The sequence below is a fragment of the Microbacterium sp. A84 genome, assembly GCF_051842815.1.
Classification (GTDB): Bacteria; Actinomycetota; Actinomycetes; order Actinomycetales; family Microbacteriaceae; genus Microbacterium.
On record NZ_JBPXMS010000001.1, the window covers coordinates 212821 to 234720 of the forward strand.

Sequence of the window (21900 nt, forward strand, 5' to 3'; positions counted from 1 at the left end):
GGGGACTGCCGTCCCTTCGCGCTCTTCGACGGCAGAAGGCCGCAACGGGATCTGTGCGGGGCTTCTCAGCGCCGCGGGACGATTGCCAGAACGTGCAGCCACACCCTGAATGTACCGCGCCTGGCATGTCCTGGACACCCGTCCGGTAAAGCAATTCCGCTTAACGTCACTCGACGCGGAACAACCTCATGGATGTGCCGGGGGTCGGGAGCACATCCCCGGGCGCGAACGTCTCCGCCGTGGCGCTGGGGCGTTCGTCCGCGCTCGACCACAGCGACACGAATCGCGTGGCACCTTCGACCTTGTCTGGCAGGGTCACATCGATGGGTGCTTCGATGCCGTGGACGATGAGCAGGATGCGGTTGAACTGCTCGTCGACCGGCGTGGATGCTGCGACATACTGCAGCGTGCGGTTGCCCGGATCGGTCCAATGGGACTGTTCCATCGTCTCGCCGTCCTGGTTGTACCAGTCCATGACGGAGGCATTCGGAGTGTGCTCGCCGGCGCGCGCGTAGCGACTTGGCCGCAGCGCGGGGTTCTCACGTCGCAGCCTGGTCAGCGCCTGGACGTGGGCACGGAGATCCTCCTGCCAGTCCTCGTGCTCCCAGCTGAGCCAGGTGAGAGCGGAATCCTGAGCGTAAGCGTTATTGTTGCCGCGCTGTGTGCGGCCGGTCTCATCACCGGCCGTGAGCATGGGGATGCCGGCGGACAGCAGCAGAGTACCCAGCAGGTTGCGCATCGCCTTACGGCGGGTGGCCTTGATCGCTGGATCGTTCGTCGGACCCTCGATGCCGTGGTTGAACGCACGGTTCATGTCTGCACCATCGCGGTTGTCTTCGCCGTTGGCTTCGTTGTGCTTGACGTCGTAGGAGACCAGGTCACGCAGCGTGAATCCATCGTGTGCAGTGACGAAGTTCACACTCGCGAGGGGGCCACGATCTTCGCTGAAGGTGTTTGAGGATCCGGCGAGGCGTGTCGCAAAACCGCCGATGCCGACTGGGGCCGAGGCGCGGCGTGCGTAGTCGATGTCACTCAACCAGAAGTTGCGCACGCGGTCGCGGTAGCGGTCGTTCCACTCGTGCCAGCCGGCGGTGAAGTTGCCGGTCTGCCAGCCGCCGAGACCGACATCCCATGGCTCAGCGATGAGTTTGACGTCCTGCAACGCCGGGTCGTCGCGGATCGCAAGGAGAAGCGGATGCTCCGGCGTGTACTCGTGCGATGCGTCGCGGCCGAGCGCTGCGGCCAGATCGAACCGGAATCCGTCGATCTGCATCTCGTCGGCCCAATAACGGAGGGAGTCGAGGACGAGCCTGGCGCCGGCATCCATCGCGGTGTTCAGCGTATTTCCGACCCCGGTGGTGTCGATATAGACGCCGTCGGGCTGCTGCCGGTAGTAGCTGGCATTGTCGATTCCGCGCAGGCTCGATCGCGGCCCGCCGATGCCCTCTTCGGAGGTGTGGTTGTAGACGACGTCGAGGATGACTTCGAGACCGGCCTCATGCAGCAGCCGCACCATGCCTTTGAACTCGGTGAGGATCGCCTCCGGACCTTCCTTGCGGGCTTCGTCGGTGGCATAGGCGGCGTGCGGAGTGAAGAAGTTGAGGGTGTTATATCCCCAGTAGTTGGTGAGTCCACGCTCGAGTAGACGAGGCTCGGGCACGAAAGCGTGCACGGGGAGCAGTTCGATCGACGTGACGCCGAGAGATTGGAAGTACTCGATCATCGCGGGGTGGGCAAGTCCTGCGTAGGTGCCGTGCAGCGCGGGTGGGACATCCGGATGCCGCTTGGTCATGCCCTTCAGATGAGCCTCGTAGATCACGGTCTGATCGAGGGGAACCTGTGGTTTCTTGGACGCGCCCCAGTCGAAGCCGTCGACGATGACGACGGAGCGCCACTCTTCGTAGCCATCGCCCTGCGCGAGACCGCGCGCGTAGGGGTCGAGCAGAAGAGTCTCGGGGTTGAAGGTGTTGCCGGGGCCATGGGGGCCGCCGACCCGGATTGCATATCGCGTGCCGGGCTGCAGCAGTTGCGTCGTCACTTCCCAGACACCGCCTGGTTGGCGCTCCAGCGCGACCTGATCCGTCACCCAATCGAGGTCGGTCTCGTCGAAGGTGACGAGCTCGATCGACGAGGCGTTCTGCGACCAGACCCGCAAGGTCGCGGTGTCGTCGTGCAGACGCACGCCGAGGTTGTCGAGGGTGGTGCCACCGGGAACGGCGGGCTGACGGGACGCGGGCATGAGTACACATTAGGCGGGATGCATTGAAGTCTCATGTCAGGTCGCACTCAGTTCCATGCACCGAGCCGCGAAAAATGGGGGAGAGTTAAGGGATGCGGTTCTATCTCGATCATGCGGCCACCACGCCGCTTCGCCCCGAGGCACGTGAGGCGTGGCTGGCGGCGACTGATGTCGTCGGCAACGCCTCGTCGACGCACGGCGCAGGGCAAGACGCGCGGCGACTGCTCGAGGAATCACGTGAGCGGATCGCCGCAGTGCTGGGCTGTGACCCGATCGAAGTCGTGCTGACCTCGGGCGGGACCGAGTCGATCAACACCGCGCTGCATGGGATGTGGGCATCTCGTCGCGCGGGTGCAGACGCGATCGTTCTTCCGGACGGCGAGCATCACGCGACGATGGACACGGCCTCGGCGCTTGCGCGTGAAGGCGCAGCGGTGCGCGCGGTGCCGATCTCCCACATCGGACGCATTGAGGCTGCGCGGTTCGCTGAGGCGCTGCCCGGTGCGGCGCTGGCCACTGCGCTCATCGCCAACAACGAAGTCGGCACGGTGAATGACGCGACGATGCTGGCGGCTGCAGCCGCCGCTGCGAATGTGCCGCTGCATCTGGATGCTGTGGCCGCGATCGGTCATTTGCCGCTGTCATTTCGCGAACTGCGCGCGGATGCTGCGCCGGGTGCTGGCCTGGTTGCGATGAGTGTCGCCGGTCACAAGGTCGGTGCACCCGTCGGAGTCGGTGCGCTGGTCGTGGCACGCACGGCTCGGATGGCACCGCTTCTGCATGGAGGCGCACAGCAGCGTGGACTGCGCGCCGGTACTCAGGATGTCGCTGGGGCCGCAGCTTTCGCCGTGGCGCTGGAGAGCGGCGAGGCAGAACGCGAAGCGGAGGGCATGCGGCTGCGCGTGTTGCGCGACCGCCTGATCGAAGGCATCCGCTCGGCCGTCCCCTCAGCCGAGCTTCTGGGAGACCCGATCGGCCGACTGCCGAACAACGCACATGTGCTGTTTCCGGGTGCGGTGGGGGAGAGTCTGCTCTTTCTGCTGGACGTCGCTGGGGTCGCGGCATCCACTGGTTCTGCGTGTCAGGCGGGCGTCGCAGAGCCCTCGCACGTCGTGATGGCGATGGGGCGCAGTGAGAAAGACGCTCGCAGCGTGCTGCGGTTCACGCTCGGACGTACATCGAGCGAGGCCGACGTCGATGCGGTACTCGCAGCGATCGCTGATGCCTTTTTGCGGGCATCCGGTGCCAGCACAGGAACACGCTCGTAAACTGGAACAATGCGAATTCTTGCGGCGATGAGTGGTGGAGTGGACTCTGCCGTCGCGGCAGCGCGCGCTGTCGATGCTGGGCACGACGTCACCGGCGTGCACCTGGCCCTTTCTCGGGCAGGTGGAACACTGCGCACCGGCAGCCGCGGCTGCTGCACGATCGAAGACGCCATGGATGCGCGTCGTGCGTCCGATATGCTCGGCATCCCGTTCTATGTGTGGGATTTCTCCGAGCGCTTCCGTGACGAGGTCATTGACGACTTCATCAGCGAGTATCAGGCAGGGCGCACACCGAATCCGTGCATGCGCTGCAACGAGAAGATCAAGTTCGCAGCGCTCCTCGAACGAGCGATCGAGCTCGGCTTTGACGCGGTCTGCACCGGACATTACGCGACGCTGGTCGATGGCGAAGGCGGGCTGGAGCTGCACCGTGCCTCGGACAATGCCAAGGACCAGTCGTATGTGCTGGGCGTGCTCACCACTGAGCAGTTGGCGCACACCTACTTCCCGCTGGGCACGACGCCGTCGAAGGCGATTGTGCGGGCGGAGGCCGCGGAGCGCGGTCTGACCGTCGCGCAGAAGCCGGACAGTCACGACATCTGCTTTATCCCTGACGGCGACACCCGTGGCTGGCTGGCAGACAAGGTCGGCGCCGAGCAGGGCGAAATTCTCGATCGCTCTGGTTCCGTTGTCGGTTCGCACGACGGCGCGCATGCATTCACGGTCGGTCAGCGTCGCGGCCTTCGCTTGGGCGTCCCGGCGGATGACGGCAAGCCTCGGTTTGTGCTTGAGGTGCGACCGGTGTCGAACACTGTCGTCGTTGGGCCGAAGGAAGCGCTCGCGATCGCGGAGATCTCGGGGGAGCGCTATTCGTGGGCGGGCGCTGCGCCGGTGGCGGCTGAGTTCGAGTGTCACGTGCAGATTCGCGCGCATTCGGAGCCCGTACCCGCTCGTGCCACCGTTTCGGATTCCGGAGTGACGGTCGTGCCCGAAGTGTCGCTCGACGGAGTCGCCCCTGGGCAGACCGCGGTGCTCTATCTCGGCACCCGCGTGCTCGGCCAGTTCACGATCGATCGGACCGTGTCGGCGGTGCCCGTCGGGGCGTGAGCCGCTCGTCGGATGTCGGCACCCGCTCGTAGACTGAGAGGGTGCCGGACAACAACCTGCTGGAAGACGCCCGCGTAGAAGCCGAAGAGCTGACGACGCGCATTCTGGGCGCGAAAGACGCGTACTACGGACGCGACACCTCGGTCGTCGATGATGCGACCTACGACGGCTGGATGAACCGGCTCGAAGAGCTCGAGCGGCTGCACCCCGAGCTGCAGGGTCAGGACTCGCCGACGCAGATGGTCGGGGCCGCCGAATCCACGGGTCTTGCGACGATCGAGCACGCCGAGCGGATGCTGAGCCTCGACAACGTCTTTTCCATCGAGGAACTGCGTGAATGGGCTGCGAAGACGACGGCGGCTTCGGGGCGTGAAGTTGCCTGGCTCACCGAGCTGAAAATCGACGGTCTCGCGATCAACCTGCGCTACGAGAACGGTGTGCTGACTTCGGCGGCCACGCGTGGTGATGGCCGCGTCGGTGAGATCGTGACGGAGAACGCGCTGCGGCTGGCAGACATCCCCGAACGGTTGAGTGGCGAGGGGCATCCGTCGATCGTCGAGGTGCGTGGCGAGGTATTCATCCCAGTTGCGGCCTTTGAACGGCTGAACGCCGCTCAAGCATCGTTCCGCGAGCGTGCGTATGCCGACACTTTGGCGCGCTGGGAAGCCCGCGGCGGCGCTAAGAAGCCCTTCGAAGAGGAGAAAGCGCGAACGGCTGCTGCACGGCGCTTCCCTTCGTTCGCGAACCCGCGCAATGCTGCCAGCGGTGGACTCCGCCAGCAGATTGACAAGAAGGACGGCCTGGAGCTCGAAGCGGGCCTTCTGCGGGTGAACTCGCTGTCACTGTATGTGCACGGTATCGGTGCGTGGCAGAACCCGCCGGTGGCGGCGCAGAGCGAGGTCTACGATCTGCTCGCAGCATGGGGCTTGCCCACCAGCCCGCATTCGAAGGTGTGCCGAGGCATTGATGAGGTCTCAGCGTTCGTCGAGTACTTCGGCGAGCACCGGCACGACATCGAGCACGAGCTCGACGGCATCGTCGTCAAGGTCGACGAGCTGGCGCTGCATGATGAACTGGGAATGACGAGCCGCGCCCCGCGCTGGGCGATCGCCTACAAGTACCCTCCGGAAGAGGTGCAGACCAAACTCCTCGACATCGTCGTCTCTGTCGGTCGTACCGGTCGCGCGACGCCATTCGCCGTGATGGCACCGGCTCATGTGGCCGGCTCCGTCGTTCGGCAGGCGACGCTGCACAACAAGGATGTCGTGAAGGCCAAGGGAGTACTCATCGGCGACACAGTCGTGCTGCGCAAGGCGGGCGATGTCATTCCCGAGGTTCTGGGTCCGGTGGTCGAGAAGCGCGACGGCACCGAACGCGAATTCGTGATGCCGGTCGGATGCCCGGAGTGCGGCACGCCGTTGCGCGCGATGAAGGAGGGCGACATCGACCTCCGTTGCCCGAATGCCCGCTCGTGCCCAGCGCAGGTGCGAGGGCGGGTCGAACACATTGGCTCGCGCGGTGCGCTCGACATCGAGGCGTTGGGCGAGGTGACGGCTGCGGCCTTGACACAGCCGACGTTCCCCGCTGTCCCGCCGCTCGTCACCGAAGCGGGGCTGTTCTCGCTGACATTGGACGAGATCGTGCCGATCGAACTCTTCATCAGGGATGCCGAGACCGGGCTGCCCAAGGAAGACGATGACGGAGTGGTGAAGACCCGCTCACCGTTCCGCCGTAACCCCACGCCTACCGAGAAGAAGAACGGCATCAACGCGATGCAGCCCTCCTCCCAGGCGGTGACTCTGCTCGCCGAGTTGGAGAAGGCGAAGACCAAGGAACTCTGGCGTCTGCTGGTCTCGCTGAACATCCGTCACGTCGGGCCTGTCGCTGCGCGTGCGTTGGCGCAGTGGTTCGGATCGCTCGACGCGATCCGTGCGGCATCCCGCGAGGAACTCGCCGCAGTCGAAGGGGTCGGCGGGATCATCGCCGATTCGCTGCTGGACTGGTTCGAGATCGACTGGCATGTCGAGATCGTCGAGCAATGGTCGGCGGCCGGCGTGCAGTGGACGACGCCCGGTCACCCTGGCCCTGGAGCGGCGGTCGTGCAGGGGGGAGTGCTCGACGGGCTCACCGTCGTCGCCACCGGTTCGCTCGATGGCTACACCCGCGATGGCGCGCAAGAAGCGATCATCAAAGCAGGTGGCAAGGCGGCATCCAGCGTCTCGAAGAAGACAGACTTCGTCGCTGCGGGCCCCGGTGCCGGTTCAAAGCTGGCGAAGGCTGAGGATCTCGGTCTCCGCATCCTCGACGCCGCCCAGTTCCACATCCTGGTGACCGAAGGCCCGGCCGCGCTGGACTAGTCCGCCCTGGATTGGCCCGTGCACAACTTCGGAGCGGAAACACGAAACGCCGTGAGAACGAGGTGTTCTCACGGCGTTTCGGGACTGGCATCCGAAGCTGTGCTCGGGCCCAGTGTGATCAGTCCTTGTGGCGCGGCTTGCGGTCCGAGCGGTCGGAATACGACGGACGGTCGCGACGCTCGTAGCTGCCACCGGTGTCGCGACGGCTGGGAACCCCACGGTCCGCCTTGATCTCGATCAGGCGACCCGAGATCCGGGTGTCCTTGAGCTTGGTGAGAACCGACGGGTCGAGGTTTGACGGCAGCTCGACGATGGTGAAGTCAGGCTTGATGGCGATAGCGCCGAAATCGTCGCGGCCCAGGCCGCCCTCGTTCGCCAGCGCGCCGACGATCTGACGCGGTTCCACCTTGTGACGACGCCCGACCTCGATGCGGTAAGCAGCGTAGTCACCGCGACTGCGGCGCTCTGTGCGTGGGCCTGTTCCTCGCTCTGGACGGTCTCCCGAGTCCCGACGCGGGCGGTTGTCGCGCTCGACGGCAGCGGTCAGCGGGTCGTTCGCAGGATCCAGCAGCAGCGGGGTCTTGCCCTGAGCGACGACCGCGAGAGCCGCGGCGACATCTCCCTCAGGCACATCGTGGTTGCGTACGTAGTGCGCGACGATGTCGCGGAACGCCTCGATGCGGGCGGTCTCCGCGAGTGCTGCCGTGATGCCATCGTCGAAGCGCGCCAGTCGAGTGGTGTTGACGTCGTCCGTGCTCGGCAACGTCATCTGCGCCGGAGCCTGACGGGTGGCCTTCTCGATGCTCTTGAGCAGGTAACGCTCGCGCGGCGTGATGAAGCTGATCGCGTCGCCGGTGCGACCTGCGCGGCCGGTGCGGCCGATGCGGTGCACGTACGACTCAGTGTCGGTGGGGATGTCGTAGTTGACGACGTGGCTGATGCGCTCAACGTCGAGACCACGCGCGGCGACATCGGTCGCGACGAGGATGTCGAGCTTGCCTTCCTTGAGCTGGTTGATGCTGCGCTCACGCTGCACCTGTGCGACGTCACCGTTGATGGCGGCGGCAGAGTATCCGCGCGCACGCAGCTTCTCGGCAAGAGTCTCGGTTTCGTTCTTCGTACGGACGAAGACGATCATTCCATCGAAGTTCTCGACCTCGAGGATGCGCGTGAGCGCATCGACCTTCTGCTGGTACGAGACGATGAGGTACCGCTGAGTGATGTTTGTGCTCGACGCGGTCTTCGACTTGATCGTGATCTCTTCAGCATCCTGCAGATACTTCTGAGCGAGGCGGCGGATCTGCGGCGGCATCGTCGCGGAGAACAGTGCGACCTGCTTCTCGGCCGGCGTCTGAGCAAGGATCTGCTCGACATCCTCGGCGAAGCCCATCTTCAGCATCTCGTCGGCCTCGTCGAGAACGAGGTACTTCAGCTCAGAGAGGTCAAGGGTGCCCTTGGCGAGGTGATCCATGATGCGGCCGGGAGTACCGACGATGACGTGCACGCCGCGGCGAAGCGCCGACAGCTGGACGCCGTATCCCTGTCCGCCGTAGACGGGCAGCACGTGCACGCCCTTCATCTTCGAGGCGTACGACTCGAAAGCCTCACACACCTGAAGCGCGAGCTCACGGGTCGGAGCGAGAACGAGGGCCTGGGGGATCTTCTGTGAGATGTCGAGACGCTCCAGCACCGGCAGCGCGAAAGCGGCAGTCTTGCCGGTTCCGGTCTGCGCCATGCCGACAACGTCGCGTCCACCGAGCAGAGTCGGGATCGTCGCTGCCTGGATGGGGGAAGGGGTCTCGTAACCGAGGCCGCGGATTGCCGCGAGGACGGGGCCGGTGATGCCTAGTTCCTCGAATCCGGGGGTCGTTGGGGATTCGTCGGTGGGCTCGCTCAGCGCTGCATCTTCAGGGGTCACTTCCAAAGGGTAGCGCCCCGAGATGACGCTTGTCTGTGAAGACGCACTCTTAGGCACTTGTGGTGAGCGCGATGAGCTTTTCCTTCACCTGTCGGCGCAGCACCTTGCCGATGATCGACTTGGGCAATTCGTCGACGACGAAGATCCGACGTGGCACCTTGTACGGAGTCAGGATGCTGCGCGCAAACTCCCTGATCGACGCCTCATCCAGCTGTGCGCCGGCGTCGAGGACGATCGCGGCGACGACCTCTTCGCCCGAGTGATCATCGTGCAATCCGACCACAGCGGCATCTGCCACGGACGGATGCTGGCGCAGAGCGTTCTCGACTTCAGTGGGCGCGACGTTGAAGCCGCCGGTGATGATGAGTTCCTTGATGCGATCAACAATCCGCACAAACCCGGCCTCATCGATCGTGACGATGTCGCCGGTGCGGTACCAGCCGTCGACGAAGGACTCCTCGGTGGCCTCCGGCTTGCCGTAGTAGCCCAAGAACACCTGCGGGCCGCGGACGACGAGCTCACCAGGCGCTCCAGGCTCGACATCCTGCGTGGGGTTGTCTGGGTCGACAACGCGGCACTCGGTGCCTGGCAACGGCAGGCCAATCGTTCCGGGCACGCGGCTCTGTGCCACGGGGTTTGCCATCAGTACGGGGGAGCACTCGCTGAGTCCATAACCCTCGACAAGGAAACCTCCGGATGCTTCTTCGAAAGGAACGACGAGTTCGTGCGGGAGCGCCATCGCACCGGAGATCGCCACGTCGATGCCCCGTAGCGAGATGCCTTTCGCCTCGGCGGCCGCGAGCAACCGTTCCGCGATCGGGGGAACGAGAGGAAGAAAGGTCGCCGGATGCTTCTTGACTACCTCGAGCACCATGTCTGGGTCGAATTTCGGGAACAGCACCAGGCGGGCACCCATCGACATCGCAAATGTCAGGCAGAGGGTGAGGCCGTAGGCGTGGAACATGGGGAGCACTGCGTATACGACGCAACCGTGTCCGCGCTGGATCGATGGGACCCAGGCCTGTGCCTGTGCTGCATTCGAGAGCAGGTTGCGGTGGCTGAGGGAGGCGCCCTTGGGGTTTCCCGTCGTGCCAGAGGTGTACTGGATGATCGCGAGGTCGTCCGTGTCCGGCTTCGGATGTGAGGAAGGCAGGGGAGCAGAGCGGACGACCTGCTCCCAGTCGATCGCGCCGCGCACCTTCTCGGTGAGAGCGGCGCGTGACACCCGGGCCTTCGCGATCGGCAGCTTCAGTGCGATTTGCGTGAAGAACGGCATCGCCTTGGTGATGTCGACGGCGATCAGGGTCTTCATCGTAAGGTCGGCGGGGAACTCCTGCACCATTCCCACGACCTTGTTCCACACGATCGCGTGCTTTGCCCCGTGGTCTTCGAACTGCTTGCGGAGTTCGCGAGGCGTGTAGAGCGGGTTGTGCTCGACGACGACAGCGCCCAACCGCAGCACCGCGTAAAAGGCAATGATGTGCTGCGGGCAGTTCGGCAGCACGATCGCGACCGGATCTCCGGCTCGGATGCCGAGGTCCCGCAGCCCCGCTGCCGCGCGCTCGATCGCATCCTGCATCTGGGCGTACGTCGTCTCCTGGCCAAAGAACTGCAGGGCGACAGCATCCGGATAGTCGCGAGCTGACGCCGCAACGATATCGATGAGTGAGCCATCGACAGGGGCGAGGTCTTCTGGAACGCCATCGGCGTAGCTGGCGACCCAGGGGCGAGGGGGATCGAACGTCGTCATGCCGACCAGCCTATGGGGAGCCTCGGGGCGCGCGGGGGATCCGACGCGGCGAACTAGACTGGGGTGGTGTCTGAAATCACCCCTGAGCTCGTGCGCCATCTCGGCGTGCTCGCGCGCATCCAGCTAAAAGACGACGAGGTGACGCGGCTCACGGGCCAGCTCGACGCCATCGTCGACAACATCGCGAAGGTGTCGGAGGTTGCGACCTCCGATGTGGTGGCCACGAGCCACCCGATTCCGCTTGCGAACGTCTTCCGTCCCGACGTGGTCGGCGAGACGCTCACGCATGAACAGGTGCTGCAGAATGCGCCGGATGCCGTGGACGGCCGGTTCCGCGTGAGCGCGATCTTGGGAGAAGAGCAGTGAGCGACATCATCCGCTGGACGGCCGCCGAACTCGGAGACAAGCTCGCCGCAGGCGAGGTCTCCAGCCGCGAAGCCACCCAGGCACACCTGGACCGCATCGCAGCCGTTGACGGCGACGTCCATGCTTTCCTGCACGTGAACGAGGGTGCGCTGGCTGCCGCCGACGCCGTTGATGCACGACGCGCCGCAGGCGAGAAGCTCGGCCCCCTCGCTGGTGTTCCGCTCGCCATCAAGGACGTCCTGGTCACCACAGATCAGCCCACGACGAGCGGCTCGAAGATTCTCGAGGGCTACATGTCGCCCTACGACGCCACCGTCGTCGCGCGTTCGCGTGCTGCCGGCCTCGTGCCGCTGGGCAAGACCAACATGGACGAGTTCGCGATGGGCTCCTCCACAGAGCACTCCGCATATGGTCCTACCCGCAATCCATGGGATCTGGATCGGATTCCCGGTGGCTCTGGCGGTGGATCCGCTGCCGCCGTCGCCGCGTTCGAGGCGCCGCTCGCGCTCGGCTCAGACACGGGCGGCTCGATTCGCCAGCCCGCCCATGTGACCGGCACGGTCGGCCTGAAGCCGACCTATGGTGGCGTCAGCCGCTACGGTGCGATTGCGCTGGCATCGAGCCTTGACCAGGTGGGTCCCGTCACACGAACTGTTCTCGACTCGGGGCTCCTGCACGACATCATCGGCGGTCACGATCCCAAGGACTCCACCTCACTGACCGACGCCTGGCCGTCGTTCGCGGATGCTGCGCGTGAGGGCGCCCGCGGAGATGTGCTCAAGGGACTGAAGGTCGGCGTCATCAAGGAGCTGCCGGATTCGGGTTTCCAATCCGGCGTGGCGGCATCCTTCCGTGCCTCTCTCGACCTCCTCGAGGCGAACGGTGCGGAGATCGTCGAGATCTCCACCCCGCACTTCGAGTACGGTGTTGCGGCTTACTACCTGATCCTGCCCGCCGAGGCATCCAGCAACCTGGCGAAGTTCGACTCCGTGCGCTTCGGCATGCGGGTCACCCCCGAAGGCGCCGCAACCGTCGAAGACGTGATGTCGGCGACGCGTGAAGCCGGCTTCGGCGATGAGGTCAAGCGCCGCATCATCCTCGGCACGTACGCACTCTCGGCCGGGTACTACGACGCCTACTACGGCAGCGCGCAGAAGGTTCGCACGCTCATTCAGCAGGACTTCGACAATGCCTTCGCGCAGGTCGATGTCATCGCGACACCCTCCGCGCCGACCACAGCGTTCAAGATCGGCGAGAAGATCGACGATCCGCTGCAGATGTACCTGAACGATGTCACCACGATTCCGGCGAACCTCGCCGGTGTTCCCGCGATTTCGATCCCTTCGGGTCTTGCAGATGACGACGGCCTGCCCGTCGGCATCCAGTTCATCGCTCCCGCGCACCAAGATGCTCGTCTGTACCGTGTGGGTGCCGCGCTGGAGACCGCGCTCGTAGATTCGTGGGGCGCACCGTTGCTGACCCGAGCTCCCCAGCTCGCAGGAGGGAACCGCTAATGGCTGCGGCAAAGCTGATGGACTACGACAAGGCCCTCGAACTGTTCGAGCCGGTGCTCGGCTTCGAGGTGCACGTCGAACTCAACACAAACACGAAGATGTTCTCGGATGCGCCGAACCCGGCGAACGAGAAGTATCACGCCGCAGAGCCGAACACGCTGATCGCCCCGGTTGATCTCGGTCTTCCCGGCTCGCTGCCGGTCGTGAACGAGACGGCGATCCGCTCATCGATCAGCCTGGGCCTGGCGCTCGGCTGCTCGATCGCAGCATCCAGCCGTTTCGCGCGGAAGAACTACTTCTACCCTGACCTCGGTAAGAACTACCAGATCTCGCAGTACGACGAGCCGATCGCGTATGAGGGATCCGTCGTGGTCGAGCTCGAGGACGGCACGCTCGTGACGATTCCGATCGAGCGCGCGCACATGGAGGAGGATGCCGGAAAGCTCACCCACATGGGCGGCGCGACCGGTCGCATCCAGGGCGCTGAATACTCGCTCGTCGACTACAACCGTGCCGGCGTCCCGCTGGTCGAGATCGTCACGAACATCATTTACGGCACGGAGCACCGCGCTCCTGAGGTCGCGAAGGCGTACGTCTCCACGATCCGTGACATCGTGCGGAGCCTCGGCATCTCTGAGGCGCGTCTGGAGCGGGGAAACCTTCGCTGTGACGCGAACGTCTCGTTGCGCCCGCGCGTAGCGGAGGGCGAGGAGCCCGCACCACTGGGGACCCGCACCGAGACCAAGAACGTCAACTCCATGCGATCGGTCGAGCGTGCTGTTCGCCACGAGATCCAGCGCCAGGCACAGATCCTCGCCGACGGCGGCACGATCACCCAGGAGACGCGCCACTGGCACGAGGACACCAGCACCACGTCACCCGGTCGCCCGAAGTCGGACGCGGATGACTACCGGTACTTCCCGGAGCCTGACCTGCTGCCAGTGCAGCCTGCGGTCGAGCTGATCGAGGAACTGCGTGCGGCCCTGCCAGAGCAGCCGGTGGCACGTCGCCGCCGGTTGAAGGCGGAGTGGAACTTCACTGATCTCGAGTTCCAGGATGTTCGCAACGGCGCCCTGATCGACGAGGTCGAGGCCACTATCGCCGCCGGTGCGACACCCGCCGCCGCACGCAAGTGGTGGACGGGGGAAATCTCTCGTCTCGCGAACACGCAGGACAAGGATGCCGCCGGCCTCATCACGCCGGAGAACGTTGCCGCCCTGCAGAAGCTCATCGATGAGGGAACCCTCACCGACAAGCTGGCACGCCAGGTGCTCGAAGGCGTCATCGCCGGCGAAGGCACGCCGCAGCAGGTCGTCGACGCTCGTGGCCTCGCTGTCGTCTCGGATGACGGGGCATTGATCGCCGCGATCGACGAAGCCCTGGCTTCTCAGCCCGATGTGCTCGCCAAGATCAAGGACGGCAAGGTCCAGGCCGCCGGCGCCGTGATCGGCGCGGTCATGAAGGCGATGAAGGGTCAGGCCGACGCCGCCCGCGTGCGCGAGCTCGTCCTGGAGCGCGCAGCGCAGTAACGTCTTGTTCTCGCTGACGCCCCGGTGTCGGTGGCGTCAGCGAGAATGGAATCATGGGGCGCGGAGACGGACGAGGCAGGCTTGTCTCTCCCGACGGAGCGGACGACACCGGCACGCGCATCCTGCATGTCGATATGGATGCGTTCTACGCGGCCGTCGAGGTGCTCGATGATCCGTCGCTGCGCGGGCTGCCGCTGATCATCGGTGCGCCCGATGGCAGGTCTGTCGTGTCCAGCGCGTCCTACGAGGCGCGTCAGTACGGCGTACGTGCAGCGATGCCGGTCAGCCAGGCGATGCGCTTGTGTCCGAGCGCAAAGATCGTCATGCCTCATTTCGAGCGGTATCAGGAGATCTCTCGTCAGGTGATGGCGGTTTTCGAGTCGATCACGCCGCTGGTCGAGCCGCTGTCGGTGGATGAGGCATTCCTCGATGTGCAGGGCGTGCGACGACTGTGGGGGAGTCCAGGCGAGATCGCTCGGCTCGTTCGTGAGCGCGTGCAGGCCGAGGTCGGGATCGTCTGCAGTGTGGGGGTTGCGGCCACAAAGCATGTGGCGAAGATGGCGTCGACGATCTCAAAGCCGGACGGGCTGCTGATCATCGCTGCCGCCGACACTCTTGACTTTCTCTCACCACGCTCGGTACGCACGATGTGGGGTGTCGGCCCGAAAGCAGCGGAAGCTCTTGAGGCGCGCGGCATCCGCACCATCGGAGACGTCCGTGAATCTCCACCGGACGTGCTCGACCGTGCGGTTGGCCGCGCCCTCGGTGGCCGGCTTGTTCTGCTGTCTCGTGGCCAGGATGCACGCGCTGTCGACACCGAACGTGTCGAGAAAAGCATTGGGCATGAAGAGACCTTCGACGAGGACGTCACAGACCGAGAATTCCTGCGCGCCGAACTCCTGCGCCTCGCCGACCGTGTGGCGGCCAGGCTTCGGCGAGCGGGGTGGGAGTGCGCCACGGTTGCGATCAAGATCCGCTTCGACGACTTCACGACGTTGAGTCGTTCGCAGACTCTGGCGGAGCCGACCTCGGTCGGCCAGCGCATCGGCGAGGCGGCTCAGACGCTCTTCGAATCGATCGACCGTCGCGACCCCGTGCGGCTCGTTGGCGTGCGCGCTGAGAAGTTGCGGCCGGCAGGAGGCGCGGCGTTCGCCCTCTGGGATGAAGACGAGCACTGGCGAAAGGTCGAAGGTGCTTTGGATGACGCACGAGCACGCTTCGGCAACGCCACGATCACGCGCGCCCGTCACGTGGGCCGCGGTGATGGGCGCGGTGCGCCGCGGCATCCCAAAGCCCACGGCCTCGACTGACGCTCACGACGCGACCACTTCACGCAGTGTAACGAACGCCTTGTGGACCCGTACTGGACGTAGCATGGCCGGTGATCGGCGGCAGTTTTCGGAAGGAACAGACATGACGCAGGATTTCGGGATCATCATCTCGCAGGGCCGCGTGGCGGATCGCACGGATGGCGCATTGAGAGGAGCGCGCGCGGCCGGCGAGGCGCTGAGCGCATACCTCGATCGCACCCCGGTCGTCGTCGGGACGCCGTCTCCAGGCACGGTGGATGACTGGACTGTCGCGCTTCCCGCCGCGCGGCAGACGCTGGAGGGCCTGCGGGATGCCGTCACCGCTGTCCTGGATGCCGGTCAAGTACCTCTGCTTCTGACCAACACGTGCGCGGTGAGCCTGGGAACACTGCCGACTGCGGCAGCCCGTTACCCCGGAGCGGTCGTGCTGTGGATCGACGCCCACGGCGACTTCAACACACCTGCGAGCACCGAATCCGGCTATCTCGGCGGAATGGTCCTCGCGGCCGCATGCGGGCTGTGGGACAGCGGCCACGGCGCAGGTTTGAACCCGGAGCAGGTCATCGTCGTGGGTGGACGCGACATCGACCCGACTGAAGCTGACTTACTGGCAGAAGCCGGCGTTCGCGTGCTGTCCCCGATCGAAAGCACACCCGCACGCGTGGCGGAACTTGTAGCCGGCCGTGAAGTGTGGATCCATGTGGACTGGGATGTGCTCGAGCCGGGGTACATCCCCGCGGCCTACCGTGTGCCGGACGGGCTGCTGCCGCATCAGGTTGCTGACATCTTCGCGGCGCTCCCGGTGGATCGCGTCAGGGGAGTGGAGCTCGCCGAATTCGAGTATGGCGCGCCTGAGGTGCCGTCGCCGGTCAGCGTCGAGCTCATTCTCGAGACGTTCCAGGGTCTGCGGCGCTGAGTGTAGGTAGACACAAGTCATCCTGGATTGACTGCAACTTTGTTGGGTCTCTGGGATAGCGTGGAACCATGCCCAACATCGCAGTGGAACTCGGAAAACAGGCCGCCTCGTTCGGGGTCAAGAGCGCTTACGGTGAGCCGCAGGATGTCGACGGCGTCAGCATCACTCCTGTCGCGCTGACGATGTCGGGATTCGCCGGCGGTGCCGGTGGTGCCGGCGATGGTGAAGGCGCAGGCAACGGTGAAGGCGGCACAGGTGGAGGCATCTCTATTCCCCTTGGCGTATATGTACGTCGCGAAGAGGGCCTGCGTTTCGAGCCGAACCTGGTGACGCTGCTTGCGGTCGGGATTCCGTTCGTCTGTGTCGCAGGCAGGGCGCTCGCACGCGTGATCCGTGCCCTCAAGAAGTAACGACCCCGTCGCGCAGGTTCTACAGCGCGCTGCGGCAGGCATTCTCGATGCCGTGGTCGCCGTCGCCGCAGCGAACCCCGTCGTTCTGATCGACGGCAGAGCTGGCGCGGGAAAATCCACCCTGGCACGCATAGTGGCAGCGAACTGGCCCCTTGCTGGTCGTCCGCAGCTCATCGCCCTGGACTCGCTGTACCCCGGCTGGGACGGACTCGACGCCGGCGTTGAACGTGCCCTGCATGACATTCTTCGCCCGCACGCCAGGGGACTGCTGAGCACCTGGCGCCGATGGGACTGGGAACAGGAGACCGAGGCAGAAGCCAGCGCTGTCACACCCGCTCTCGGGGTGATCCTCGAAGGCTGCGGAGCGCTTAATCCCGCTACGGCGCGTATTGCCGACGTGCGCGTGTGGGTGGAATCACCAGAGGCGCCTCGAAAGCGCCGTGCGTTCGAGCGTGACGGAGACGGGTTCCGTCCGCATTGGGATCGCTGGGCAGTGCAGGAGCAGCGCCACATCGACCGCGACGATCCTCGTGCTCTCGCCGATATCACCATCACCGTCCCGTAGCGATCGCTACGCGCTTTAGGGTGGATGGGTGAACACCTCTCTCCCTGACCTCGGATTGCTGCTGGACGTCGACGGCCCGATCGCGAGCCCTGTCACCCGGGCGATCAGCATCCCTCAGATCATCACGGACCTCGTCGCATTGACCGCTGCCGGCGTGCCGATCGCGTTTATCACCGGCCGATCCTCAGAGTTCATTCGCGAGCAGGTGATGACGCCGCTGTTCGCCGCTGGACTCGCCGACGCCCTCGAGCTGCCGACGTCACGCATGTTCGGGGTCTTCGAGAAGGGCGGGACGTGGGCTGAGGTCAACTCCGCAGGCATGGGGGAGGTCGTGATCGACCGCGACGTGGCATTTCCGGATGCGGCGATCGACAGCATCCGCTCCCTTGTGGCGGAGCGATTCAGCGACACCATGTTCTTCGACGAGACCAAGCGCGCCATGATCTCGGTAGAGCAGCGCACAGACGTCACCGCTGCGGCATATCGCTCTGCGCAGGGGCCGTTTCAGGATGCCGCGTTCGCACTGCTCACCGCCATGGGCCTCGGCCTGCGCTACGGTTCGCTGGAGCATGCGGATGCCGCGGGGGATGTGCCGTTCCGCATCGATCCGACGATCATCTCCACGGATATCGAATCGGTGCGACTGGACAAGGACACCGGTGCGCGGCGCGCGCTGGAGCACTTCGCAGCCGCGGGCGACCTGCCGCGCACGTGGCGCACCGTCGGAGACTCTCGCAGCGACTACAAGATGGCGGACCAACTGCATGCGGATGGCTTCGACGTGGCGCACGTTGACGTGCGCCCGGCAGATGGGATCTTGGACCGCCCGTATGAGATCGTCACGGAGGGGGATCTCATCCACGACGAGGCCGGAGCCGCTCTGCTTGCGTACTGGCGGGACAAGCTCGGAGTCTGAGCTGAGCTGGACTCAGATCAGATCAGCGCGTCCGCGGCGTCGATGAGCGTATCCAACCGGTAGCCGAGCCAGTCGTAGACACCGCGCCGCGGGTCTTCATCGTCGATGGTGTCTTCGTGGGCGATGCCGAGGCGGGCCGCGATCACGAGTCGTAGCGCCGTGAGCGTGCGCATCCACGCGTCGATTTCGCTTTCCGGGATGATGACCTGGTGGGAGGCGAGCACTTCGTCATCTTCGAGGTCGGAGGGGTCGACGGCGAATGAGAAGAGTGACGCGCGCACCACGGCGGCGTCGGCCGAGCGGCGATCCAGGAGTTCTTCGCGGGTCACCGCAGTGAATGACTGAGCGGCCTCAGCGTCGTCCGGGTACGGATTCGGCGTGAGCCTTGCGAGCCCTGGGTCATGTGGCCCGTCGCCCATGATCTCCGTCGAGAGCAGTTCTCGGAACTCGTCCAGAAGATTCACCAGATGCGTTCCCTCGATGGATGAGAGGGGTACCAGTAGCGCCTCTTCGCTCATGACGGCACCTTTCGAACGGTCGCCCAGAGGCCATAGTCGTGCATAGCCTGCGCATGAACTTCCATGGTCTCGCGAGGCCCGGTGGCCACGATCGCGTGTCCATCGTGGTGCACGGCAAGCATGAGCTGAGTGGCCCGATCCATTGAGTACCCGAAATAGGTGCGGAATATGCGAACCACGTAGTTCATCAAGTTCACTGGATCATTCCACACGACAACCTCCCAGGGCTCGAGAGGCGCGGCCTGCAGATCGATAACATCCTCGATGTCAGGCGTTGCTACCGGTGTGCTCATGCCCACCCCATCTCGTGCAGTTGCGTGTCGTCGATGCCATAGAAGTGCGCGATCTCATGCACCAGGGTCGTGTGCACCTCATCGCGCAGCTCCTCTTCGTTCTCGCACTGGGCGAGGTGCGGTTCGCGGAACACCACGATGCGGTCGGGAAGTTCTCCCATGCCGTATTGCCCGCGTTCGGTCAGTGCGAGACCGTCGTAGAGGCCCAGGATGCCGAGGCTGCCGTCTTCCGGGCGGTCTTCAACGACAAACACGACGTTGTCGAGTCCGTCGACCATCTCATCGGGCAGCTGATCGAGCTCGTCTATGACGAGTTCCTCGAAAGCTGTAGCATCCATCTCCATCACTGCCCAGCCTATTGCCCCGTGAGGTCAGTGGATGAAAAGCAGCAGGGCGGCTACAGCGAGGAAGAGGGCACCGAAAACGACGTTGAGAGCACGCTGCCCGCGTGCGGTGTGAGTGACGCGTCGGAACGGCTTCGCCGCTGTCGCGTAGAACCCCCACATCACGATGACGTCGACGAGGATGACTGTGATCACCAGGATGAGGTACTGCGGGAGTGCGGGCTGATCCACGCGAATGAACTGCGGGATGAAGGCGAGGAAGAACACGATCGCCTTCGGATTGAGCAGGTTCACCCAGAAACCACGTCGCATCATCGACCAACGGCTCTGCCTGAGCGGCGGGGTACTCTCTTCACCTTCCACGTCCGGGGCCGTGCGAGCGAAGATCAAACGCAGTCCGAGGTACGCGAGATAGGCGGATCCTGCGTAACGGATCACGTTGAACAGGAGGGGAGAGCTGGCAACGATCAGCCCGACCCCGGCCGCGACGATGACGACGTGGACGATGAGAGCGACTTGCAGTCCAACGACTCCCCAGAAGGAGCGTCGCCAGCCCACGGCAAGTGAGTTCGACATCGTATTGATGGCCCCGGCTCCTGGAGTGAAGCTGATGATCACGGATGCTGTGAGCAGGGAGAGCCAGACCGTCAGAGTCACGTATCGATCCTAGGTTGCGGGGACGTGGAGACCGGCAGGATCGATCGAGCCAGCAGAAACACAGAATGCCCGGGGGATTTTACCCGGGCATTCGTATTGGGGTGGCTAACGGGGCTTGAACCCGCGACCCCCGCGACCACAACGCGGTGCTCTACCAGCTGAGCTATAGCCACCATGTGCCTGCCGAAACAGGCAACCAGACAAGTCTATTACACGTCTGAGGTGAACGACGACACGGTGCGCTCGGAGATCGCGCGTGCCTCGTCACTTGTGGGCCCGGGCTCTGGAACGAAGACTGCTTCGCGGTAGTACTGCAGTTCGCGGATCGACTCCAGGATGTCTGCGAGGGCGCGGTGCCCTCCGTTCTTCTCTGGTGCCTGGAAAAAGACGCGCGGGTACCAGCGCCGGGAGAGTTCCTTGATGCTGGAGACATCGACGTTGCGGTAGTGCAGCCAGTTGTCGATCTGCGGCATGTACTTGGCAAGGAACATGCGATCCGTGCCAATGGTGTTGCCGGCGAGGGGCGCCTTGCGCTCAAGGGGCACAAACTTTTTGATGTACTCGAGAGTCTGCGCCTCGGCATCCGCCAGCGATACGCCCTGTGGAATCTCTTCGATCAGGCCGGATGTCTCGTGCATCTTGGTGACGAAGTCATTCATGTTCGCCAATGCGGCGTCGTTCGGTTTGATCACGACCTGGAAGCCGGGGTCGAGTATGCGCAGTTCGAAGTCGGTGATGACGACCGCGATCTCGACAAGCTCATCTGTCGCGAGATCAAGACCGGTCATCTCGCAGTCGATCCAAACAAGTCGGTCGTTGTCAGACGCAGATACCATGACCCCATTCTACTGAGAGCGCGGACATTGCCCTGATATCGTAGAGAGATACGCCTTCGTAGCTCAGAGGAAGAGCAACGGCTTTCTAATCCGTCGGTCGCAGGTTCGATTCCTGCCGGGGGCACTTAATATGCGATGTTCGAAACTGCGACACGGTGTACCGTGGCGCAGTTTCGTTCTCGTCTTCCAGACTGCCTCGGCGTTCAGTCCAGGCGATCGCTTCGAGTTGTACCTCGGGCTCGAGAATTACGTTGAAGGGCTTGGTCGGAGTCGCGTGGTGTCGCGGCCTGCGGCTGCGAAGCAAACGGGAGCGCACACAATAACGGCTTAGTCTCCCTATTCCTTGAGTGTTGTGGGTCGGACTCTACCGAGTTGGGTGCAACCTAGCGTGACTCGTGGGACCTGTCCGGCTGCATTGTCGCGCTGGCGTCGTCGGCAAGGAGCACTACCGAGCGCACGAGCCATGCCTCGTAATCGACCTGACTCCAGCACGCGCCGAGCACAAGCTGGTTATACCCCTCGGGCGACAGCAGGAACGAAACCGCGTCTGCGAGTTGCTCACGCGATGTCGCCACGAAGGCGAGCCGGCGGCTGCACAGTTCATCGACGAGGATCAACATGTCGGTGTGGCGGCGACGCTGAAGCGCGGCGAGTTCGGTGCCGAGGATCGTGTCTGAGGCGGCGGCAGACAGCAGTGCAGACCAGAGAAGGCTGCTTCGCCTGTTTGACTCGGCAACAAAATGCACGATTCCTGCCAGATAGCGAGTGTTGTCGGTGTCGGCAGTGATTTGAGAGACCGGCTCATGGGCAGCGAGGGAGTCGATTCCTTCACTCCCGGCGAAGCTGTGCTCGAACGCGGCGAGCAGCAGTTGACGTTTCGGCCCGCTAAGCTTCACGGTTTCGATTGAGACGCCCGCCGCCTGCGCGATGTCAGCAAGTGAGGTGCCAGCGTAGCCCGCGACAGCAAACTGCCGAGCTGCGGCGTCAAGTATCCGCAATCGTGTCTCGGCGGCCTGACCCGTGCGCAACTCGGAGTGATAACGGCGATTATTAGGTCGTGGATTTTCGCCCACCATATTGACTAACC

Annotated in this window: 20 protein-coding genes and 2 tRNA genes; 12 read left to right on the forward strand and 10 right to left on the reverse strand. The window is 64.4% G+C overall.

Annotated elements, in window-relative coordinates; all coding sequences use genetic code 11:
- Window positions 1-166: 166 nt before the first annotated feature.
- A complete protein-coding gene (gene glgX, locus ACSU04_RS01075; RefSeq protein ID WP_439288158.1) occupies window positions 167-2239 on the reverse strand; it encodes a glycogen debranching protein GlgX in 2073 nt (690 codons plus the stop codon).
- Window positions 2240-2331: 92 nt separating this feature from the next.
- Here glgX and ACSU04_RS01080 point away from each other — a divergent pair, with 92 nt between their 5' ends.
- The 3 genes from ACSU04_RS01080 to ligA are packed head-to-tail and all read left to right on the forward strand — an operon-like array spanning window position 2332 to window position 6971.
- Window positions 2332-3507, forward strand: coding sequence for a cysteine desulfurase family protein (locus ACSU04_RS01080; RefSeq protein ID WP_439288159.1), 1176 nt, complete (start codon window positions 2332-2334; stop codon window positions 3505-3507).
- A gap of 9 nt (window positions 3508-3516) precedes the next feature.
- The gene (mnmA, locus tag ACSU04_RS01085) at window positions 3517-4614 is read left to right on the forward strand and encodes a tRNA 2-thiouridine(34) synthase MnmA (RefSeq protein WP_439288160.1); all 1098 of its coding nucleotides are present in this window, start codon (window positions 3517-3519) and stop codon (window positions 4612-4614) included.
- Window positions 4615-4655: 41 nt separating this feature from the next.
- Window positions 4656-6971, forward strand: a complete 2316-nt coding sequence (gene ligA / locus ACSU04_RS01090; protein ID WP_439288161.1) for an NAD-dependent DNA ligase LigA — start codon at window positions 4656-4658, stop codon at window positions 6969-6971.
- Between the two features lie 118 nt (window positions 6972-7089).
- Here the strand turns inward: ligA and ACSU04_RS01095 are convergent, their stop codons facing one another.
- Window positions 7090-8889, reverse strand: coding sequence for a DEAD/DEAH box helicase (locus ACSU04_RS01095; protein WP_439278044.1), 1800 nt, complete (start codon window positions 8887-8889; stop codon window positions 7090-7092).
- Window positions 8890-8938: 49 nt separating this feature from the next.
- The gene (locus ACSU04_RS01100) at window positions 8939-10639 is read right to left on the reverse strand and encodes a long-chain-fatty-acid--CoA ligase (protein ID WP_439288162.1); all 1701 of its coding nucleotides are present in this window, start codon (window positions 10637-10639) and stop codon (window positions 8939-8941) included.
- A 66-nt stretch (window positions 10640-10705) separates the two neighbouring features.
- Here ACSU04_RS01100 and gatC point away from each other — a divergent pair, with 66 nt between their 5' ends.
- The 8 genes from gatC to ACSU04_RS01140 all read left to right on the forward strand — a co-directional run bounded on the left by gatC (window position 10706) and on the right by ACSU04_RS01140 (window position 18165).
- Window positions 10706-11005, forward strand: a complete 300-nt coding sequence (gene gatC / locus ACSU04_RS01105) for an Asp-tRNA(Asn)/Glu-tRNA(Gln) amidotransferase subunit GatC (protein ID WP_439278046.1) — start codon at window positions 10706-10708, stop codon at window positions 11003-11005.
- On the forward strand, window positions 11002-12519 hold the full coding sequence (gene gatA / locus ACSU04_RS01110; protein WP_439288163.1) for an Asp-tRNA(Asn)/Glu-tRNA(Gln) amidotransferase subunit GatA: 1518 nt from the start codon (window positions 11002-11004) through the stop codon (window positions 12517-12519). Before gatC ends, gatA begins: the two co-directional genes overlap by 4 nt.
- The gene (gene gatB / locus ACSU04_RS01115) at window positions 12519-14048 is read left to right on the forward strand and encodes an Asp-tRNA(Asn)/Glu-tRNA(Gln) amidotransferase subunit GatB (RefSeq protein WP_439288164.1); all 1530 of its coding nucleotides are present in this window, start codon (window positions 12519-12521) and stop codon (window positions 14046-14048) included. Before gatA ends, gatB begins: the two co-directional genes overlap by 1 nt.
- A 53-nt stretch (window positions 14049-14101) precedes the next feature.
- Window positions 14102-15358 (forward strand): DNA polymerase IV, encoded by a 1257-nt coding sequence (gene dinB, locus ACSU04_RS01120; protein WP_439278049.1) that lies wholly within the window; start codon window positions 14102-14104, stop codon window positions 15356-15358.
- A gap of 103 nt (window positions 15359-15461) precedes the next feature.
- On the forward strand, window positions 15462-16274 hold the full coding sequence (locus ACSU04_RS01125; RefSeq protein WP_439288165.1) for an arginase family protein: 813 nt from the start codon (window positions 15462-15464) through the stop codon (window positions 16272-16274).
- Between the two features lie 68 nt (window positions 16275-16342).
- On the forward strand, window positions 16343-16684 hold the full coding sequence (locus ACSU04_RS01130; RefSeq protein ID WP_439278051.1) for a hypothetical protein: 342 nt from the start codon (window positions 16343-16345) through the stop codon (window positions 16682-16684).
- On the forward strand, window positions 16668-17249 hold the full coding sequence (locus ACSU04_RS01135) for a hypothetical protein (RefSeq protein ID WP_439288166.1): 582 nt from the start codon (window positions 16668-16670) through the stop codon (window positions 17247-17249). Before ACSU04_RS01130 ends, ACSU04_RS01135 begins: the two co-directional genes overlap by 17 nt.
- 28 nt (window positions 17250-17277) lie before the next feature.
- A complete protein-coding gene (locus ACSU04_RS01140; RefSeq protein ID WP_439278053.1) occupies window positions 17278-18165 on the forward strand; it encodes a hypothetical protein in 888 nt (295 codons plus the stop codon).
- A 17-nt stretch (window positions 18166-18182) separates the two neighbouring features.
- Here ACSU04_RS01140 and ACSU04_RS01145 read toward each other — a convergent pair whose 3' ends face one another.
- The 6 genes from ACSU04_RS01145 to orn form a co-directional block, all read right to left on the reverse strand.
- Entirely contained in the window at window positions 18183-18683 is a 501-nt protein-coding gene (locus ACSU04_RS01145) for a DUF2017 family protein (RefSeq protein ID WP_439278054.1), read from the reverse strand.
- Window positions 18680-18976 carry an ATP-dependent Clp protease adapter ClpS gene (clpS, locus tag ACSU04_RS01150; RefSeq protein WP_439278055.1) on the reverse strand — a complete coding sequence of 99 codons (297 nt, stop codon included), beginning with the start codon at window positions 18974-18976 and terminating at the stop codon, window positions 18680-18682. The genes ACSU04_RS01145 and clpS overlap by 4 nt, the downstream gene beginning before the upstream one ends.
- On the reverse strand, window positions 18973-19320 hold the full coding sequence (locus ACSU04_RS01155; RefSeq protein WP_439278056.1) for a metallopeptidase family protein: 348 nt from the start codon (window positions 19318-19320) through the stop codon (window positions 18973-18975). Before ACSU04_RS01155 ends, clpS begins: the two co-directional genes overlap by 4 nt.
- Window positions 19321-19347: 27 nt before the next feature.
- Window positions 19348-19977, reverse strand: a complete 630-nt coding sequence (locus ACSU04_RS01160; RefSeq protein ID WP_439278057.1) for a LysE family transporter — start codon at window positions 19975-19977, stop codon at window positions 19348-19350.
- 97 nt (window positions 19978-20074) lie between these two features.
- Window positions 20075-20150 (reverse strand) — tRNA-His (locus tag ACSU04_RS01165).
- Between the two features lie 36 nt (window positions 20151-20186).
- Window positions 20187-20813, reverse strand: coding sequence for an oligoribonuclease (gene orn / locus ACSU04_RS01170; protein ID WP_439278058.1), 627 nt, complete (start codon window positions 20811-20813; stop codon window positions 20187-20189).
- Window positions 20814-20865: 52 nt separating this feature from the next.
- Between orn and ACSU04_RS01175 the strand changes: the two genes are divergently transcribed.
- Window positions 20866-20937, forward strand: a tRNA-Arg gene (locus ACSU04_RS01175).
- A 259-nt stretch (window positions 20938-21196) separates the two neighbouring features.
- On the opposite strand, the gene ACSU04_RS01180 is transcribed toward ACSU04_RS01175, so the two are convergent.
- A complete protein-coding gene (locus tag ACSU04_RS01180) occupies window positions 21197-21841 on the reverse strand; it encodes a TetR family transcriptional regulator (protein WP_439288167.1) in 645 nt (214 codons plus the stop codon).
- Between the last annotated feature and the right edge of the window lie 59 nt (window positions 21842-21900).

Coding starts and splice junctions, on each gene's coding strand:
- glgX (WP_439288158.1), bottom strand. CDS start 2,239: ATGCCCGCGTCCCGTCAGCCCGCCGTTCCCGGTGGCACCACCCTCGAC.
- ACSU04_RS01080 (WP_439288159.1), top strand. CDS start 2,332: ATGCGGTTCTATCTCGATCATGCGGCCACCACGCCGCTTCGCCCCGAG.
- mnmA (WP_439288160.1), top strand. CDS start 3,517: ATGCGAATTCTTGCGGCGATGAGTGGTGGAGTGGACTCTGCCGTCGCG.
- ACSU04_RS01100 (WP_439288162.1), bottom strand. CDS start 10,639: ATGACGACGTTCGATCCCCCTCGCCCCTGGGTCGCCAGCTACGCCGAT.
- gatB (WP_439288164.1), top strand. CDS start 12,519: ATGGCTGCGGCAAAGCTGATGGACTACGACAAGGCCCTCGAACTGTTC.
- dinB (WP_439278049.1), top strand. CDS start 14,102: ATGGGGCGCGGAGACGGACGAGGCAGGCTTGTCTCTCCCGACGGAGCG.
- ACSU04_RS01125 (WP_439288165.1), top strand. CDS start 15,462: ATGACGCAGGATTTCGGGATCATCATCTCGCAGGGCCGCGTGGCGGAT.
- ACSU04_RS01130 (WP_439278051.1), top strand. CDS start 16,343: ATGCCCAACATCGCAGTGGAACTCGGAAAACAGGCCGCCTCGTTCGGG.
- ACSU04_RS01145 (WP_439278054.1), bottom strand. CDS start 18,683: ATGAGCGAAGAGGCGCTACTGGTACCCCTCTCATCCATCGAGGGAACG.
- clpS (WP_439278055.1), bottom strand. CDS start 18,976: ATGAGCACACCGGTAGCAACGCCTGACATCGAGGATGTTATCGATCTG.
- ACSU04_RS01155 (WP_439278056.1), bottom strand. CDS start 19,320: ATGGAGATGGATGCTACAGCTTTCGAGGAACTCGTCATAGACGAGCTC.
- orn (WP_439278058.1), bottom strand. CDS start 20,813: ATGGTATCTGCGTCTGACAACGACCGACTTGTTTGGATCGACTGCGAG.